The following is a 16,923-nucleotide window of genomic DNA, read 5'->3' as shown; positions in this document are numbered from 1 at the left end:
CGTGCTCGGCACCGCGAATTCCACTGCGGTCGGCCTCACCTCGGCCGAGGCCGCGCGGCGGCTGCGCGCCGACGGGCCCAACACGCTGCCCGCCGGGCGGGGACCGCACCCGGTCGTGCTGCTGCTCAAGCAGTTCGCGCACTTCTTCGCGCTGCTGCTGTGGGTGGCCGCCGCGCTGGCCTGGGTGGCGGGGATGCCGGAGCTGTCGGTGGCGATCGTGCTGGTCGTGCTGCTCAACGGCGGGTTCGCGTTCGCCCAGGAGTACCGGGCCGATCGCGCCGCGCAGCGGCTGCGCGACCTGATGCCCGCTCGGGCCACCGTCGTGCGCGACGGCGAACCGGTCGTGGTCGACGCCGCCGACCTGGTCGTCGGCGACCTGGTCCGGTTGCAGGGCGGCGACCGCGTCTGCGCCGACGCGCGCGTGGTGGACGTCGCCGCGCTCGCCGTGGACGAGTCGATGCTGACCGGTGAGAGCGTGCCCGCGCACCCGGCCGCCGGTGACCGGGTGCGGGCCGGGACGTACGTGTCCGAGGGCGAGGCGGGCGTCGTGGTCACGGCCACCGGCTCCGGCACGCAGCTCGCCGGGATCGCGAAGCTGACCCGCCAGGCGGTGCGGCCCAAGAGCCCGCTGTCGGTGCGGCTGCACCGGGTGGTCACCGTGGTGGGCCTCATCGCGGTCGCGGTGGGCGTCGCGTTCTACGGTGTGGCGCTGCTGCTGGGACTCAACGCCACCGAGGGGTTCCTGTTCGCGGTCGGCGTCACCGTGGCGCTGGTACCCGAGGGCCTGCTGCCCACCGTGACGCTGTCGCTGGCGCGTGCCGCGCAGGCGATGGCCCGGCGCAACGCCCTGGTGCGCCGGCTGGACGCGGTGGAGACCCTGGGCGCCACCACGTTCATCTGCACCGACAAGACCGGGACGCTGACCCGCAACGAGATGTCGGTGGTGCGGGTGTGGACGCCGTCCGGGGAGGTGGCCGTGGACGGGCGGGGCTACCGCCCCGAGGGGCGGGCGCTGGGCTCGCCGGCGGCGCTGGAGGGCGCGCGCGCCCTGGCGGTCAGCGCGGTGCGCTGCACGCCCGCCGCCCGCGCCGAGCGCCGCGGCGACCACTGGGCGCCCGTGGGCGACCCGATGGAGGTCGCCCTGCACGTGCTCGCCGCGCGGCTGGACGTCCGCGTCGAGCCGGTCGGGGTCACCCGCTACCCGTTCGACCCGCGCCGTCGCCGCTCCTCGGTGGTCGACGGCGGCGCGGTGCACGTCATGGGCGCGCCCGACTCGGTGCTGCCGCTGTGCGCGCCCGAGCCCGGCGCCGCCGAGGCGGTCGCGGAACTGGGGCGGCGGGGACTGCGGGTGCTGGCGATCGCCTCGCGCCCCGGCGGCGCCACCGACCGCGTCGACGCCGAACGCGACCTGCGGCTGCTGGGGCTGGTGGCGTTGCAGGACCCGCCGCGCGACGACGTCGCGGACGCCATCCGCTCCTGCCGCACGGCCGGTGTCAAGCTCGCCATGGTCACCGGGGACCACCCGGCCACCGCTCGCGCCATCGCCGCCCAGGTCGGCCTGCTCGACCCCGACGGGCTCGTGGTCGAGGGCGCCGACCTGCCCGGCGACGACACAGCCCTGGGAGCGCTGCTGGACCGCGACGGTGTGGTCGTCGCCCGCGTCACGCCCGAGGACAAGCTGCGCATCGCTCAGGCTTTGCAGCACCGCGGCCATGTGGTGGCGATGACCGGCGACGGCGTCAACGACGGGCCGGCGCTGCGCGCGGCCGACATCGGCGTGGCCATGGGCGCGTCCGGCACGGACGTGGCCCGTGAAGCCGCGGACCTGGTGCTGCTGGACGACCACTTCGGCACCATCGTCGCCGCGGTCGAGCTGGGGCGGGCCACCTTCGCCAACATCCGCCGCTTCCTGACCTACCACCTGACCGACAACGTGGCCGAGCTGACGCCGTTCGTGCTGTGGGCGCTGTCGGGCGGGTCGTTCCCGCTGGCGCTGAGCGTGCTGCAGGTGCTGGCGCTGGACATCGGCACGGACCTGCTGCCCGCCCTGGCGCTGGGCGCCGAGCCGCCCAACCGGCGCACCATGGACGGCCCCGCCCGCACCGGCCCGCTGATCGACCGGTCGGTGCTGCGCCGGGCGTTCGGCGTGCTGGGACCGGCCGAGGCGGCGGTGTCGATGGCGGCGTTCGCGCTGGTGCTGCACCTGGGTGGCTGGGACCTCGCCGACCCGGCGCTGGTGGCCACCGCGTCTGGCACCGCGTTCACCGCGATCGTGCTGGGGCAGTTGGCCAACGCGTTCGCCTGCCGCAGCGCCACCCGGCCGGTCACGACGTGGCGGGGCAACCGGCTGCTGCTCGGCGCGGTGGCCTTCGAGGTGGCCGTGCTGCTGCTGTTCCTGTTCGTGCCGCCGCTGCCGCACCTGCTGGGCGGCAGCCCGCCCAGCGCCGCGGGGTGGGCCCTGGCCGCGGCGGCGATCCCGGTCGTCCTGCTGGTCGACGCGGGCGCGAAGCTGATGAGGAGGCGGTCGGGGTGAGCGGACCCGTGGTGGTCGGGGTCGACGGTTCCGGGCCGGCGGTCGAGGCAGTGCGGTGGGCGACGGCCGAAGCGCGCCGGCGGGGCGTGCTGCTGCGGTTGGCGCACGCCGAACCGCCCCTGCCGCCTGACGCGCCGGAACCAGGGGCGCGTTCCCGCGCGGCGCTGCACAACCAGGCGTGGCAGTGGCTGCACGAAGCCGCCGACGTGGCGCGCGCGATCGACCCCGAGGTGGCCCTGAGCCTGCACGTCGAGGTGGCCGAGCCGGTGCGGCTGCTGGCCGCCGAATCCACGCGGGCGCGCCTGGTGGTGCTCGGCTCGCGCGGGTCGGGCGGGTGCACCGCGCTGCCGGGCTCCACGGTCCGCACCCTCGTGGGCCGGAGCGCCTGTCCGGTCGTCGTCGTGCGCGGCGCACAGCGCACCGGCCCCGTCGTGGTCGGTGTGCGCGACGACAACCCGACCCTCCTGGCCCACGCCTTCGACCAGGCCGAGTCACGCGGTGCGCGACTGGTGGCGGTCCACGCCCGGCACGCCCCACCCGAGGCCGTTGCCCAGGGCGCCACGGCGGCCGACCGCGGCGGCACGCCGGCCGCCATCCTCGCCCCGTGGCGCGAGAAGCACCCCGACGTCGCGCTGGAACCGGTCGTCGCCCGCGGCACACCGGTCCGCGCACTGCTCGACCACGCTCGCGACGCTTCCCTGCTGGTCATCGGTTGCCGCAACCGTGCCGCGCTCACCGGCTTGCTGCCCTGCTCCACCAGCCGCGCGCTGATCCACCACGCGCCGTGCCCGGTGATGGTGGTCCGCGAACGCGCCCCCGGGCCCACCGACATCGCGGCTGAGCCATGACACGTCTCCACACGCCGTATCGACACAACAGTCCATTATGGAGGTACCTGCTCCTGGGATGACAGCACAACCACGCGTTGCACCGCCGGGCCGAGATGGCGACGCCCTCGCCCGGCGCCAGGCCGCGACCGGGCACAGCGGGATCGCGGGCAGGCCGAACCGGCGGGCGGCCGTGCCCGACGTGCTGGGGACGACCAGGATGAGCCCGGCTCCGGTAGCAGAGCCGGCGAGGTGTGGTTGACGGAGGGAAGTGACGCGCTTCGGGAAGAGGCGTGAAATTGCCAAGACAACTGCACCTTCAGTTGCTGGACATGGTTCTCGGCCTCGAGTCATCGGCCTGCTTGCCCGTTGCGCCCTGTCGGGTTGCTGTTGCAGGTCTTGGCGGAGCAGTTGTCAACTGGTGACTAGGCTCGCTCGTGCGGGTGTCGTCACGGGGAGGTCCTGGGTGCGGACGTGGTTGGTGCGGGCGGGTAGGGCGGGGGAGCGCGAGCGGTGGGCACTGACCACCGGGCACACCGGTGGCGGGTTCGGTGGTGTGGTCGACCTGAGCGGCGCCGTCACCCGTGACGCCGTGCTCGACGCGGTGCTGGCCGCCAAGCCCGATGCCAAGGACCAGGCTCTCCGGAACTTCGCCGCCCAGCTGTGGGCGCTGCGCGAGCGGATCGCCGTCGGCGACCTGGTCGTCATGCCCCTGAAGTCCTCACCGCACATCGCGATCGGCCGTGTCACCGGTGACTACCGCTACCTGGGGGACGAGCCCGAACCCGACCGCCGGCACGTGCGGCCGGTGGAGTGGCTGGTGACCGACCTGTCCCGGACGGTGATCAAGCAGGATCTGCTGTACTCGCTCGGCGCCTTCTCCACGGTCTGCGAGCTGTCCCGCAACGACGCCGCCTGGCGCCTGCAGCAGTTGCTTGCAGACGGCCGCGACCCCGGCTCGCGAACTCCGGTGGTGTCGGTCAAGCAGAGCAGGGCGAACAACGGGGCCGGCGAGACGGTCGACGATGCCACCGACTCCGCACAACTCGGTGTGGACATCGCCCAGTACGCCACCGACCGGATCGCCGGCCGGCTGATCGAGACCTTCGCCGGGCACCGCCTGGCCGTCCTGACCGCGGCGGTGCTGGAAGCCGACGGGTTCACCTGTGAGATCTCCCCGGAGGGGACCGACCAGGGCGTGGACATCATCGCCGGCACCGGACTCCTCGGCTTGGGTGAGCCCAGGCTCGTGGTGCAGGTCAAGTCCGAGGCCGGTCAGGTCGGTCTTCCGGTGGTGCAGCAGCTGCAGGGTGCGATGGCCGCCCACGGCGCGGTCGGCCTGCTCGTCGCCTGGGGCGGCATCACCAGGCAGGCACGCCAGTACCTGTCCACGCAGCGCTTCGCCATCAAGGTCTGGAACTCCGGAGACCTCCTGGCACGTGTGTTCCAGCACTACGCCGCACTGCCCGTGAACGTGCGAGCCGACCTCCCGCTCAAGCAGGTGTGGACCTTGGTGGAAGAAACCGGCTGACGACGCAGCAGGCGAAACCGCTCATGCAGGTACGTGCCGGACCGGGTGACGTGTCCGGGATGGCGGAGCCGCGGCCGGAGGCGGTGGTGGCGGGGCGGCGGGAGAACGCGTGCACGTTTCCGGACAAGCACTCCGGTTCTCCGAGACCGATCTGCACTCGATCGTCCGACGTGGATCCCGGCCGGTCCGCCGAGACGGCACATCTCGGCGGGAGACAAGGTGGTGGCGCGCCCGTCGACGTGCTTGATGCGTGTGCTGGTGTGATACCGGGTGGGAAGCCGGCCGCGATGCTCCTCGCAGGGGCACGCGGTCCGGATAAATCTGTCAAGTTCGGTGATCTGACGGGGCAGTCGAAGAAGTGCAAGAACAGCTTCACCGGGGACACGCTCGTCCTGATGGCCGACGGGTCGACCAGGCGGATCGACCAGATCGAGGTCGGCGACAAGGTCGCCAACAGCGAACCGGAGAGCGAGGAGACGGAACAGCACGAGGTGCTGGCCGTCATCGTGACCTGAGGACTACGTCGCCCTGACCGTGGCCACGCCCGAAGGGTCCCGCACGATCCACGCCACAGCACACCACCCGATCTGCAACGCCGCCACTCAGGGTTGGGACGACGCCGCTGAATTCGAAGTCGGTGACGAGTTGAACACCCCAGGCAACGGTCGCGCACTGATCCAGGAGGTACGGCAGTACCCGGCGAATTCACGCTTCACGCTACCCGGCGCCTGGAGCAGCGCGGGGTGTCGGTGGAGGATGCACGGGCTGTTCTCGGGGGGGAGCCCTTCTCTTGTTTTCACGAGGATCAGCGGAAGTCGGGCTACTGTGGCCCGAATTTCAGGGTGTTCGTCGCCGAGACGATCTATGGTAATGTAAATACCGTGATGACTGGGGTGGATCGGGCGTATGTCGGTAATTCGCGGAAGAGGCGCTGATCATGGTGAATGTTAGAGTCACGTACGATCGTCGGGCGAATGCTGCGTATATATACTTCACCGATCCAAGAGTGCACACGCAGGTGGCGCGCATGCACCCCTGCGACCCCGTTGAGGTTGAAGGAATGATCAACCTCGACTTCGACGAGAGTGGATTCCTGGTTGGTGTCGAGGTGCTAGATGCGAGTTCGAAGCTTCCCAAGTACCTGCTTGACATGGCGGAGCGGATCGACGTAGAGGGCTCTCGTTGAACTAAGTGGCTTTTGGGGGCCAGTGTGAGAGGGTGGCTTCGGTGTGCGCATGCAGTAAGGGGGATCCTGGTGGACCGGGTTTTGTCCGGGCATCCGTTCGACCAGGCGGACACGTCGCAACGGTCCTGATCACCAGCCGCCGCACCCTCACCCGACTGGCCACCCGTCACGGCGCACGGCATCTCGACTTGGGTTATCTTCGGCGACGCCGACGCCCCAGCCTGCTCGAAACCGGCGACGGCGTCTTGAGTCATGAGGGCGGGGCTCGGCGAGCCGTCGAGCGCTCTGATCCCGCAATCGGTGACGGAATTGCTCGATCGACAGAGTCCAAAGTTCAGCTGGCGGGTGGTGCCCGGCGACTCGTGGAACGGGTTCGGCACGCGTCAGGAGGCGGAGGGCCGGACGCGGGATGTGGAGTCCGATCAGCGTCGGGGGAGGTTGGTCGATCCCCGATTGGCGCAGACCCGGTTCGGGGACTGGTGCGCGAGTGGGTTCGGCCCATGACGTCAGTGCGGTGACCTGGGCCACCTACGACCTGCGTTGGGGCGAACTGACCGGGCTGCGATGGAGCAGGGTCGACACGGGTCTCGGCGAGATCCGCGTCGATGCCGAGGACGGCGCCCTGCACGAGGTCGGCGGCCAGCTCACCCTCGGGCTGCACAAGACCCCGGCCAGCGTCCGCACCGTGCACCTACCCGAGTTCCTGGCCGACCTGCTCGACGACCACCACGACCGCCACCCGGATGCGCGGTTCGTGTTCACCGGAGCCGACGGCGGTTTCCATCGGCGCTCGAACTTCCGTCGCCGTGTCTGGCTGCCGGAACTGCGCGGCGACACCGGCCGACCGTGGATCAGTTCCGGGATGCACTTTCACGACCTGCGGCACACCCACAAGACCTGGCTCATCGAGGACGGCGTGCCCGAAGTGCTCTAGCACAAGCGGATCGGGCACAGGTTCCACGGCGTCATGGGCGTCTATTCCCACGTCACCCCAACCATGGTCGAGTCCATGCTCGCCGGACTCCAGCACCGCTGGGAGCAAACGGGGAGCACAACGCCATGACCACCTTCGCAAATACGTTGTGGTCGGGATCACTTGCTCCCCGAATACTCCCCGCAACGATCAGCGGCCCGCAGACGAAGACCGTCTACGAGCCGCTGACCTGGTACAACACACTGTGGGCGATACTGGGATCGAACCAGTGACCTCTTCGGTGTGAACGAAGCGCTCTCCCGCTGAGCTAATCGCCCGTATTCGGTTTTCCCACCCGCTCTCGCGGTGTGCGCACAGCTTACAACATCATCCCCCGGATCCAAAAATCGGGCTGGCCAACCACGGCCACTCCAGCCCGAACCACCCGCCGACCAGCGCGAACGCCCCGAGCAGCCAGCACGTCACGACCACCACCAGGCCGGTGGCGGTCAGGACGAGGGCCTTCACGAGCAGGTTCTGCCGCTTGAGCCACGCGACCCAGGCGTCGTAGTACCGCTTCGCGAACCGCAGCACCCGCCCGGCCCACTCGAACTCCGTCGCCAGGATCGCCAGTCCCGCGAACACCACCAGCCAGCCGGGCCCGGGGTACGGGATCATCAGGATCCCGCCGACCAGCACGAGCCCGCCCACCACGCCGACGCCGATGCGGTAGGTCAGGTTCATCGCGGCGTTGCGGCGGAACCAGGGACGGGTGTCGCCGGCGGGCTCGGCCGTCCCGTCGCGCTGCTCGGTCGTCATGCGCCCATCATCGCTCACGACGCGCCCACCTGACCCGAAGCCAGCACGGCCGAGGGCTTCGCGGGTGCGGTCCGGCCCTGCTCCAGCGAGATGCCGAACCGCGTGTGCTTGTGCGCGTCGGGCGTCCAGTGCGACAGCAGCCGCACCCGCCCGTCGTCCGGCGACACGTCGAACGTCGCCAGCGGCACCGGTTCCGGGGTGCTCGCGCCCCACACCACGTAGGTCTGGTCCCGCGCGTCGTTGGGCGCCAGGCCCACCTCCATGACGGCGGCCCCGTCGGCGGCGGACAGGACGATCGCCACCGGGTCCCCGGACTCCGCCCGCAGGACCGCGCGGTTGGTGCCCGGGTCCGACGCCAGCGCCAGCGCCTCGGTCAGCTCCTGGTTGCGCTGCTCCTGCACGGCGACGCGGTCGTCGAGCCGGTCGAACCGCACGGCCGTGACGCCCACCGCGGCGACCGCCGCCACGACCGCGACCACGACCGCCGCCGCGACCAGCAACCGCCGTCCCGGGCCGCCCGTCTGGCGCGGGCGCCGGGCGCCGGGCGGCACCACCGGCGCCGCGCGCTCCGCCAGGGCGACCGACTCCCGCGCCACGCGCTCCTGCGGCGTCCGCTCGACCGCGGCCATCAGCTTCGCCTTGAGCCGCGCCGGCGGGTCGTACTGCCGCACCGAACCGCCGAGGGCCGCGGCCACCTCCTCGGTGTCCCGGACCACCTCCCGGCACCGCGCGCAGCCGGGCAGGTGGGCCCGCAGCCGCGCCTCGTCGTCAGGTTCGAGCGAGCGCAGCGCCCAGCCGACCGCGAGCTCCTCCTGAGGGCACCAGCCGTCCCTCTGCTCCCCGGTCACCGGTGTGCTCCCGTCGTCTCTCCGCCGGCCTCGCCGGCCCAGGCCGATCTCAACAGCGCCCGCAGCCTGCGCACCGCCGCGAACGTGCGCGACTTCACCGTGCCCAGCGGGACGCCGGTCAGCGCCGCGACCTCGACCTGCGTGTAGCCGCCCAGGTAGGCCAGCGCTATCACCTGCCGCTGGTCCTCGGGCAGCCGGTCGAGCGCCGCCCGGACCTCCGCGCCGACCACCGCGGCCAGCGCGGCGTCGTCGGCGCCCGCGACGGGCGTGCCGCCGCGCTCGGACACCTCGTCGGTCAGCGGCATGGTGCGCCGGCGCTGGGTGCTCTCCCGCCGCACGGAGTCGACCGCCCGGTGGTGCACTACGGTCATCAGCCACGTCCCGAACCCGCCGCGCGCCCGGTCGTACGCGCCGGGGTTGCGCCACAGGGCCAGGAAGGCTTCCTGGACGACGTCCTCGGCGAGGTCGGGGTCGACGCAGATGCGCCGGGCCAGCGAGTAGGCGGGCCGCGCGTAGCGGTCGTAGAGCGCCTCGAACGCGGCCCGGTCGCCGGTGGAGGTCCTCTCGACCAGCGACGCGTCGGAGGGACGCCCGTCGGGCCCGGGCCGGGGCGCCGGGGCGGGTGCGTCAGCCACCAGAGATGTCCTCACGTCCAACATTCGCGCAACGGCCGGTACCGGGTTCAGGTTAAACCCAGCAAGATGTGGTGCGGCGCGGGCGCTTGAACACGGAACGCAGTGGGGTGGTAGCCCAGTGGAGTCAAATGAACCCGAATGGGTGATAAACCCGGCGATGTCGAGCGTTCCTCGCCACAAACGCGTCACATCCGGAGAACTCGGTCGTTTCCTGGACCGGAAGGGAGAAGAGGGTAACGACGATGCGCAATGATCACGTGACGCTCCGCTCAACGGCGGTCTTCGACCTGCTGGCACCACGAACCCCCGCGGTTCCGGTGCAGGTGGAGCTTCGTTATGACACGAAAGACCCGTACGCGGTGGTCGCCGCGTTCCGCACCGGCCGGGCCGGGTGGGTCGAGTGGGTGTTCGCCCGCGACCTGCTGGCCGACGGCCTGATCGCCGACGCGGGTGACGGCGACGTCCGCATCCGGCCGGCCGCCGACGACCCCGAGGTCGTCGTGATCGAGCTCAGCTCGCCGTCGGGCCACGCGATGTTCGAGGCGTCGGCGCAGGAGCTGGCCGACTTCCTGGACCGCACCTACGACGTCGTGGTGCCGGGCAACGAGCACCTGTGGGTCGACGTGGACGAGGCCCTGACCCACCTGATCTCGACCGACCTGACCTGAAAGCGCAGGTGACAGGCTTGCGGGCGGTCGCGGGACCCCCCGATTTGATCCCGCGGCCGGGTGTGTAATAAAGTTCCCCCTGCACCGCGGAAGACCGGAACGGCAAGGCCCCAAAAGGGCGAAAGCCCCGGGAATCCACGGGGTATGCGGATGTAGCGCAGTTGGTAGCGCATCACCTTGCCAAGGTGAGGGTCGCGAGTTCGAGTCTCGTCATCCGCTCGGCAGAGGGCCCCTTGGGCTCAGGCCAGCTTCCTGGTGCTAAGCTCCGGGAACAATGGCGGAGTGGCCGAGTGGCTTAGGCAAGGGCCTGCAAAGCCCTGTACACGGGTTCGATTCCCGTCTCCGCCTCGGACGATTAGCTCAGCGGGAGAGCACTACCTTGACACGGTAGGGGTCACTGGTTCAATCCCAGTATCGTCCACCAGCTATATATGCAGGTCAGACAGCCGGTTGGTGATCTTCACCAACCGGCTTTCCGGCTGTCGTGGGAGCAGATTGGGAGCAAGCGATCTTGGTGTGATCGACATCATCGTATGTGGTCACCCTCGCCTCCGGTGTAGGGGTCACTGCTGATCGCTCCCATCGGCGCTGGAGCCCGTCCAGCATGGCATCGACCATGATGCTGGTCACAGGGGAGTAGGTGCCCCGGATGCCCGGCATCCGGTGGCCCAGCCGCTTGTGCTGGAGGACTTCGGGGACGCCGTCCTCGATGAGCCAGGTCTTGTGGGTGTGGCGCAGGTCGTGGAAGTGCAGGCCGGGCAGGATCGGCGTCCACCCGTGCCGGGCGTCGCCGCCGACGACGGGCAGCCAGGTGCGGCGTCGGAAGTTGGTGCGGCGCAGCAGGCCGCCGTCCAGGCCGGTGAAGGCGTTGTGCCTGCCGAAAATGTCGCCCGTGCAGGTCAGGCGGCGTGGTGGTACTCGTTGAGGATGCCGCCCAGTCGTTGCCGTCTGCGGATGTCGCAGGCCAGGAGCGCCTCGGCCTGCGAGCGGAGGAAGGTCGACCAGGTTGTCGGGGCGCGCTCGGGAGCCGGGGCGACCCCGACGTCTTCGAGGATCCGCCAGACGGTGGGCGCGGCGACTGCGATGCCGAGGGCTAGTAGTTCGCCATGGGTGCGGCGGTAGCCCCATGCGGGATTCTCGCGTGCCAGTCGCAGCACCGGGAGTCGGATCGAGCGGGTGGTCCGTGAGCGGCCGGGCCGCTTGGGACGAGAGCCGGCTGCGTGGCGGAGGTCGAGGAGGTCCCTGTGCTGGCGCAGGACCGTTTCCGGACGCACCAGTAATCGGAGCCGACGAAGCGTGGCGACGGGGAGTCGGTGCAGCAGTGCCGCGAGGAACGCGCGGTCGCCGGGTGAGAACCCCGGACGGGTCTTGTCGAGTCGGCGTTCCAGGACGGTGATCTGGTGCCGTAGCGCCAGGATCTCCATGTCTTTATCCCGGTCGCTCATGGACAGCAGTGGCAGCAGCGCGAACGCGTTGGTCACGCCGAGGCAGGCCAGTCGGAGCGGCACAGCGGTCATCATGCCGCGCTGGTCGGCGCCATGGCGGATGGCAGCCGTGCCCGTGAGCGTTTCGAGGACTTGGGCTCCGTACGCTCTCCACCTGCGTGGACGGAGTTATCGGCAGGCACAGGGATGGATTTTGGTGGCCGCCGAAGACTTGTCCGTAAAATTGCGGATCACTGTTGGTGGTGTGATGCGATCGTTACCGAAAACCTGTGCGTGCCATCGGGTTGCTGCGATGTATCGGATGTGATCACGCCAGAGAACGGGGAAGTGGGAGAGTCGTCGGACGACGCAGGAGCATCCGATGTTCGGCGGCGAGCCAAGCGCGGTGTGCGGGAATGGGTGCGTTCGGCGGGGCGGACCACCGGGCGAGGGGCGCGGAAGGCTACGCCGTACGGCATCTACGCCTTCTTGACGGCTGCTGCGGTAGCACCGCTGGCGGGAACCGCACTGGGGGTGACGGGGGAGTTCGTAGGGCCTCTGGGGGACTTGTTGGGAGGTATGGGAGGAAATCACCTCGCCGACGTCATGGGCAACACCGCGCGCTCGCTGCGAGACCGCGAGGGGGAAGTGTCCGAGGAGCGTCTGCGACAAGCGCTCGGCGAAGCGTTGACGACCGCACTGGAGCGCGGTGATGCTCGCTCCGACCAACTGCTCGACGAAATCAGCCGGGTGCTGCAGGCCGTGCACGGTGTCGGGGTCGCACTGGACGAGTCCAAGGTGCATGCGAAGGCATTGCACAAGGAGCTGGTGCTGGCAATCGCCGAGTTCCAAGACGTCCGTGGGATGTATGACGATTTGCGCGTCAGGATGGACACGATCGCGGAGCTGACGCATGAACTGGCCACCGCGCGCAGCGAGCAGCGCACCCAGTCCACCATGACCCACCGAGCGCTGGTCGCGATCACCAAACTGCGGCAAGCGCTCCGCCAGCCACCGGCCGAGGTGGCAAGCCTTTCCACAGGGCCCTGCCCCTACCCGGGGTTGGTGAGCTTCGGCCCGCGTGAGGCGCGGTGGTTTTACGGTAGGGAAGCTGCCGTCGCCGAACTGACCACGACGCTGTTCGAACGGCTCGACACCGGTGTGCCCGTCGTCATCGTGGCCGCGTCCGGCGCGGGCAAGTCGTCGCTCCTGCACGCCGGCCTTCTGCCCTCCCTCGCCGCCGGTGCCGTGCCGATCGACGGTTCGGAGCAGTGGCCCAGGGTGGTCATGAGACCCGGGGCGCACCCCTTGCGCGAACTCGCGGCACGCGTCGGAGCGGTCGCGGGTGTGCCTTCGCTGGACCTGGCACGTCAACTCCGCACGGCACCGGAGGAGTTCGGGGCCCTCGCACGGCAAGTCGGGCTGGGCCACGGCTCCTCGTCTCGCCTCGTGATCGTCGTCGACCAGTTCGAGGAGGTGTTCACCCAGTGTGCCGATCCCGTCGAGCGGTCCGCGTTCGCCACGGCGCTGGCCGGCGCATCACCCGCTGTCGTGGTCATCGCAGTGCGTGCGGACTTCTATGAGCAGTGCACTCGCCTTGAGGCGTTGACCGCGGCACTGTCCGAGCAGTTCGTCCTGGGGCCGATGAGCGCGACAGAGCTGGAGCAGGTGATCGCGGAACCTGCCCGCCAAACCGGCTTGCAGGTGGAACCGGGGCTGGTCGACCGGATGATCGCTGACCTCGGCGCTCGCGAGGGTGCCGAGTACTCTGCCGGCGCGCTGCCACTGCTCGCGCACGCCCTGCACGCCACTTGGCAGAACCGGTTCGGTAACAGCCTGACGACGGCCGGGTATCTGGCCACCGGTGGGATCGGCTACTCGGTGGCTGCCACCGCGGAGACCGTCTACTCCACCCTCGGGGAGTTCGACCGGCGTGCGCTGCGGTCGGTCATGCTCCGCTTGGTGACAGTGGGAGAGGACCACGGCGCGGTGCGGCGCAGGGTCGACCGCCGGGAACTTCCCGGGAGCGTGCTGGAACCGTGGGTGAGAGCCCGACTGGTGACAGCCGACGAGGACACCGTGCAGATCAGTCACGAGGCTCTGCTCGCCGCGTGGCCGCGGCTGCGGGACTGGGTGACTCAGGACCGGCAGGGCCTGCTGATCCGAAGGCAGCTCGACGATGCCGTCCGCTACTGGTTGGCCCACCAGCGTTCCGGCGACGATGTGTTGCGGGGCGGGCGACTCGCCTCGGTCCAGGCGTGGGCACAGGACCGGGACGACCTGACCGCGGCCGAGCACGAGTTCCTGGCTGCCAGCAACCACGTCCAGCAGAGGGCTACGCGCCGATTACGCGTCCTGGTCGCGGGACTGGCGATGGGCCTCGTGGCAGCTCTCGGTGGTGCAGGGGCGACGTGGGCAGCTCGTGTGGACGCCGAGCACGAACGTCAAGCCGCGCTGTCCCGCCAACTGGCTGCGGAGTCGCAGTCGTCGAGGGACGCCGACCCGCGCGGGTCGATGCTTCGTGCCCTGCGTGCGTGGCGCGCGAGTCCAACTGACGAGGCGCGGGACGCGCTCGTCTCCGCGTCCATGTCGACGCCACCCGTGACCGAAGACTTCGGCGACGCTGCACACAGCGTCGACCTCACCCACGATGGCACACTCATGGCCGTTGGCCACTCCGACGACGGGATCACACTGTGGGACGTCCGCGAGCGTCGTCACCTTCCGGCCGCCCTCAGCGGACATGGGGCAGAGGTGGACGAGGTCCTGTTCTCCCCGGATGGCTCGATGCTCGCCACCTCTTCGACGGAACTCGACGGCGTACGAATCTGGAGCGTGCCGGACGGTGAACCGATCGCAACACTGCCTGGCCTTTCGCGGATGGCATGGCACCCCAACGGTGACGCGATCGCTGCCATCGAGATTCGCGGTGAAGATTTCGGCGTGACCGTCTGGCATCCGCGCACCGGGCACCGCATCCTGGAGTTGCCCACCGCCGAGCCCGTGGTGACCGACGTGGAGTTCGACACGACCGGCGAACGCCTCGCGTTGGGCCGAGGTGATGGCACCTTCGAGCTCTGGGACCTCACGACCCGAACGCGAGTCGCCACGGGCGGCGAGCCCGGTGCCCTCATGACGGCCCTTGCCGTCTCCGGAGAGCTGATGGCGACCACCTCCCGGGTGGGAGCCGGATTGCGGTTGTGGGATGTGCGGACGGGTGCGCCCGTCGGAAACCTGACCGGCCCATTGGGGCAGGAGCACGGTATCGGCATCATGGCCTTCACGTCCGACGGGCGGCAGTTGGTCACCGTGGACGGCGGAACAATCACTACTTGGGACACGGCCACCCGCCGGCACGTGGAAGACCTGCCCATGCTGACTGAGCCCATCATGTCCTTGACGGTATCCGACGAAGGCGGGCCGATGGCCGTTGCCCTGAAGGGCGGCGACGTCGTGCGGTGGGAACGCGGCATTTATTGGTACGACGGGCTGATCGAGACCACCAACGCGGTGTCATTCCACCCTGTGAACGGTGGGGTTTCGGGCGTGTTCGGTGACGGAGTGCTGCGAACCTGGAATACGACGACCGGTGGGATGACGGAGTCGAAAGCCCTGGGTGCCAGCGGGTGGCTGGTCCGTCACGGAAGCGACGGCACCGAGATCACAGCGACACGTGCCGGCACCATCACGCTGACGTCCCCGTCCGAAGGCCCGCCACGTGTGGTCTCCCCGCGCGGTGGACGGCGAATGCTGGATGACGTCGTGCTGTCACCGGACGGTGGCACGATCGCCGTCACGTACTCGCCGACCCCGACGGGGATCACCGAGAACGTCAGCCACCAGGTGCTCGTGCTCAACGCGACGGACCTGACCGAACGTGCTCTGCTCGACCTCGGCGACCGCTCCGTCGGATCCCTGGTTTTCTCCGTCGACAACGATCGGCTCATCGCGCTCACCTCCGCGATCAAACCCATCCCCGGCGAACCCGACAGGGCGCTGATGATGTGGACGACGAAAGACTTCTCAGTGGAGCGCAGCGTTCCGCTGTCCGACACCCCCATCACGATGGCGCTCACACCCGACGGCCGTTCCTTGCTCACCGCCGGGATGGAGACTCGCGTCCACGTGCGTGACGCCCGCACCGGTGAAGTGCTGCAGGAATTTGGCGAACACCCCTCCGCCATCCGCGCTATCGCCGTCTCCCCGGACGGCGCCACCGTTGCCACAGGCACGATCGCAGATCCGGTCCTGCGGTTGTGGGACTTGCGCAGCGGTACGTTGAAAGGTCGCTACACAGGGCATGGACCCGACTCGCTCAACGAAGTAGCTTTCTCACCCGACGGCAAGTCGATCGCTAGTGCTGGAGCCGACGGCCGAATCGGTCTGTGGCCGACAGAAGTTCACGCCGCCATAACTCGCATCTGCACGACCTTGTCTTATCAGGAGTCGCCTGAAGAATGTCAATAACCGTGTGACGTAGGTTGTGCCGCTCGAAAAGTCATCGCTGCTGGTCAAGCGGGATGTCCGTGCTCCGGGAGGGTTCTGTTGGGCCTCGGGCGGTAGTTGGTCTCGGGCCTGGTGGGGCGGTGCTGGTTGTAGTGCCTTGTACAGCAGGGACACGATCACCCGGACATGGTCCCAACACCGTGGCAATCTTGTCCCTGTTGGCCGGACTCGCCCGACGCCCCGCGCCGCGGACCTGCCGGCGTTCTACGGAGTCCGGCCGGTCGCGTGGCGGCTGGACGCGCCGCAGACCACCCGGGCTACGTCCTGGGCTGGTCCGGCGACATCGTCCGGCCGGGCCGCGCGAGGTGATGCGGTGGGCCGGCGGCGAGCCGAGTGCGGGGAAGGAACCGGCCACCCGGCTGGAGCGGCAGGCGCACCGGCTCGCCGAGCGGTTCCACGAGGGCGATGTGCACCGGTAGGCCGACCAGACGCGCTGCTTGCGCGGTCAGGGCGGGAGCGGTCCTGCGGCGTCGTCGCGGCGGGCCCGGCCGTGGTGTCCGCGCGGGGTTTGGTGAGCGTGGCCGACGCCGGCGGCGGAGCGGCGTCATGCCCGTGCCGGGGGAGGAGCGGGTCTGTCAGCTGGACGGCGGTGCGGTCTCGGGTCGGGTCACTGCACGCAGGTCGCCTTCGCGGTCACGGTCGCGCTGTAGAGGGACACGCTGGGGTGCTCGACGAGGCTGACGATCGAGTACCGCCAGCCGACGCAGTCGACGCCGACGGCGACGACCGCGCCGCGCGCGTAGGAGGATGCGAGTTCGATCGCCGCGTTGCTGCTCCGGGCGGATGCGGTCGACGTGGCGGACCGGGGCACGGTGTAGTCGGCGGCGGCCGTCGAGTGAGAGGTCGTCGGGTGAGAGGTCGCCGAGTCGGACGTCGCCGAGGCGGACGTCGTCGGCAGCAGCAAGGCCGTGGCGATGACGGCCGAGAGGAAGAGGGGTCTCATGACGGCGATACTCGCAGTCCGGCACCTTGCTCGAAACGGCCGTTTCGAGCAAGGTGCCGGCCCCGTTGCCAGGACTCTTCGACGGCACCC

The 16,923-nt window shown here is 69.9% G+C and carries 12 protein-coding genes and 4 tRNA genes; 10 read left to right on the top strand and 6 right to left on the bottom strand.

The features are described from left to right. Position 1: 1 nt before the first annotated feature. The 5 genes from JOE68_RS02795 to JOE68_RS02775 all read left to right on the top strand — a co-directional run bounded on the left by JOE68_RS02795 (position 2) and on the right by JOE68_RS02775 (position 7,011). Positions 2–2,533 carry a cation-translocating P-type ATPase gene (locus JOE68_RS02795; protein WP_204840779.1) on the top strand — a complete coding sequence of 844 codons (2,532 nt, stop codon included), beginning with the start codon at positions 2–4 and terminating at the stop codon, positions 2,531–2,533. Beyond that, positions 2,530–3,381, top strand: coding sequence for a universal stress protein (locus JOE68_RS31665; protein WP_204840778.1), 852 nt, complete (start codon positions 2,530–2,532; stop codon positions 3,379–3,381). The genes JOE68_RS02795 and JOE68_RS31665 overlap by 4 nt, the downstream gene beginning before the upstream one ends. Positions 3,382–3,826: 445 nt before the next feature. Then, the gene (locus tag JOE68_RS02785; RefSeq protein WP_204840777.1) at positions 3,827–4,891 is read left to right on the top strand and encodes a restriction endonuclease; all 1,065 of its coding nucleotides are present in this window, start codon (positions 3,827–3,829) and stop codon (positions 4,889–4,891) included. Between the two features lie 937 nt (positions 4,892–5,828). Further along, entirely contained in the window at positions 5,829–6,077 is a 249-nt protein-coding gene (locus JOE68_RS02780; RefSeq protein WP_204840776.1) for a DUF2283 domain-containing protein, read from the top strand. A gap of 514 nt (positions 6,078–6,591) precedes the next feature. Then, on the top strand, positions 6,592–7,011 hold the full coding sequence (locus tag JOE68_RS02775; protein ID WP_204840775.1) for a tyrosine-type recombinase/integrase: 420 nt from the start codon (positions 6,592–6,594) through the stop codon (positions 7,009–7,011). Positions 7,012–7,256: 245 nt separating this feature from the next. Here JOE68_RS02775 and JOE68_RS02770 read toward each other — a convergent pair. The 4 genes from JOE68_RS02770 to JOE68_RS02755 form a co-directional block, all read right to left on the bottom strand. Then, positions 7,257–7,328: transfer RNA gene (locus JOE68_RS02770), tRNA-Val, on the bottom strand. 49 nt (positions 7,329–7,377) lie between these two features. Further along, positions 7,378–7,809, bottom strand: a complete 432-nt coding sequence (locus tag JOE68_RS02765) for a TIGR02611 family protein (protein ID WP_204840774.1) — start codon at positions 7,807–7,809, stop codon at positions 7,378–7,380. 14 nt (positions 7,810–7,823) lie between these two features. Next, positions 7,824–8,657, bottom strand: a complete 834-nt coding sequence (locus JOE68_RS02760) for an anti-sigma factor (RefSeq protein WP_204840773.1) — start codon at positions 8,655–8,657, stop codon at positions 7,824–7,826. Then, a complete protein-coding gene (locus JOE68_RS02755; RefSeq protein ID WP_307819464.1) occupies positions 8,654–9,292 on the bottom strand; it encodes a sigma-70 family RNA polymerase sigma factor in 639 nt (212 codons plus the stop codon). The genes JOE68_RS02760 and JOE68_RS02755 overlap by 4 nt, the downstream gene beginning before the upstream one ends. A 242-nt stretch (positions 9,293–9,534) precedes the next feature. Here JOE68_RS02755 and JOE68_RS02750 point away from each other — a divergent pair, with 242 nt between their 5' ends. The 4 genes from JOE68_RS02750 to JOE68_RS02735 all read left to right on the top strand — a co-directional run bounded on the left by JOE68_RS02750 (position 9,535) and on the right by JOE68_RS02735 (position 10,384). After that, positions 9,535–9,960, top strand: coding sequence for an SsgA family sporulation/cell division regulator (locus JOE68_RS02750; RefSeq protein WP_033435346.1), 426 nt, complete (start codon positions 9,535–9,537; stop codon positions 9,958–9,960). 146 nt (positions 9,961–10,106) lie between these two features. Continuing rightward, positions 10,107–10,179: transfer RNA gene (locus tag JOE68_RS02745), tRNA-Gly, on the top strand. Positions 10,180–10,236: 57 nt separating this feature from the next. Continuing rightward, a tRNA-Cys gene (locus JOE68_RS02740) sits at positions 10,237–10,308 on the top strand. Between the two features lies 1 nt (position 10,309). Beyond that, positions 10,310–10,384 (top strand) — tRNA-Val (locus JOE68_RS02735). A gap of 475 nt (positions 10,385–10,859) precedes the next feature. Here the strand turns inward: JOE68_RS02735 and JOE68_RS30795 are convergent. Continuing rightward, the gene (locus tag JOE68_RS30795) at positions 10,860–11,441 is read right to left on the bottom strand and encodes a hypothetical protein (protein WP_307819462.1); all 582 of its coding nucleotides are present in this window, start codon (positions 11,439–11,441) and stop codon (positions 10,860–10,862) included. 522 nt (positions 11,442–11,963) lie between these two features. Here JOE68_RS30795 and JOE68_RS02725 point away from each other — a divergent pair. Beyond that, positions 11,964–15,851: an NACHT and WD repeat domain-containing protein gene (locus tag JOE68_RS02725; protein ID WP_204840771.1), complete on the top strand. Its 3,888-nt coding sequence runs from the start codon at positions 11,964–11,966 to the stop codon at positions 15,849–15,851. Positions 15,852–16,497: 646 nt separating this feature from the next. On the opposite strand, the gene JOE68_RS02720 is transcribed toward JOE68_RS02725, so the two are convergent. Continuing rightward, complete coding sequence (locus JOE68_RS02720) at positions 16,498–16,833, bottom strand: hypothetical protein (protein ID WP_204840770.1); 336 nt, start codon at positions 16,831–16,833, stop codon at positions 16,498–16,500. Positions 16,834–16,923: the final 90 nt, after the last annotated feature.

It is taken from the genome of Saccharothrix algeriensis (assembly GCF_016907655.1).
In the GTDB taxonomy this organism is placed as follows: domain Bacteria; phylum Actinomycetota; class Actinomycetes; order Mycobacteriales; family Pseudonocardiaceae; genus Actinosynnema; species Actinosynnema algeriense.
The sequence above is the reverse complement of the archived record's forward strand: the minus strand, read 5'-3'. Positions and strand labels throughout refer to the sequence as shown.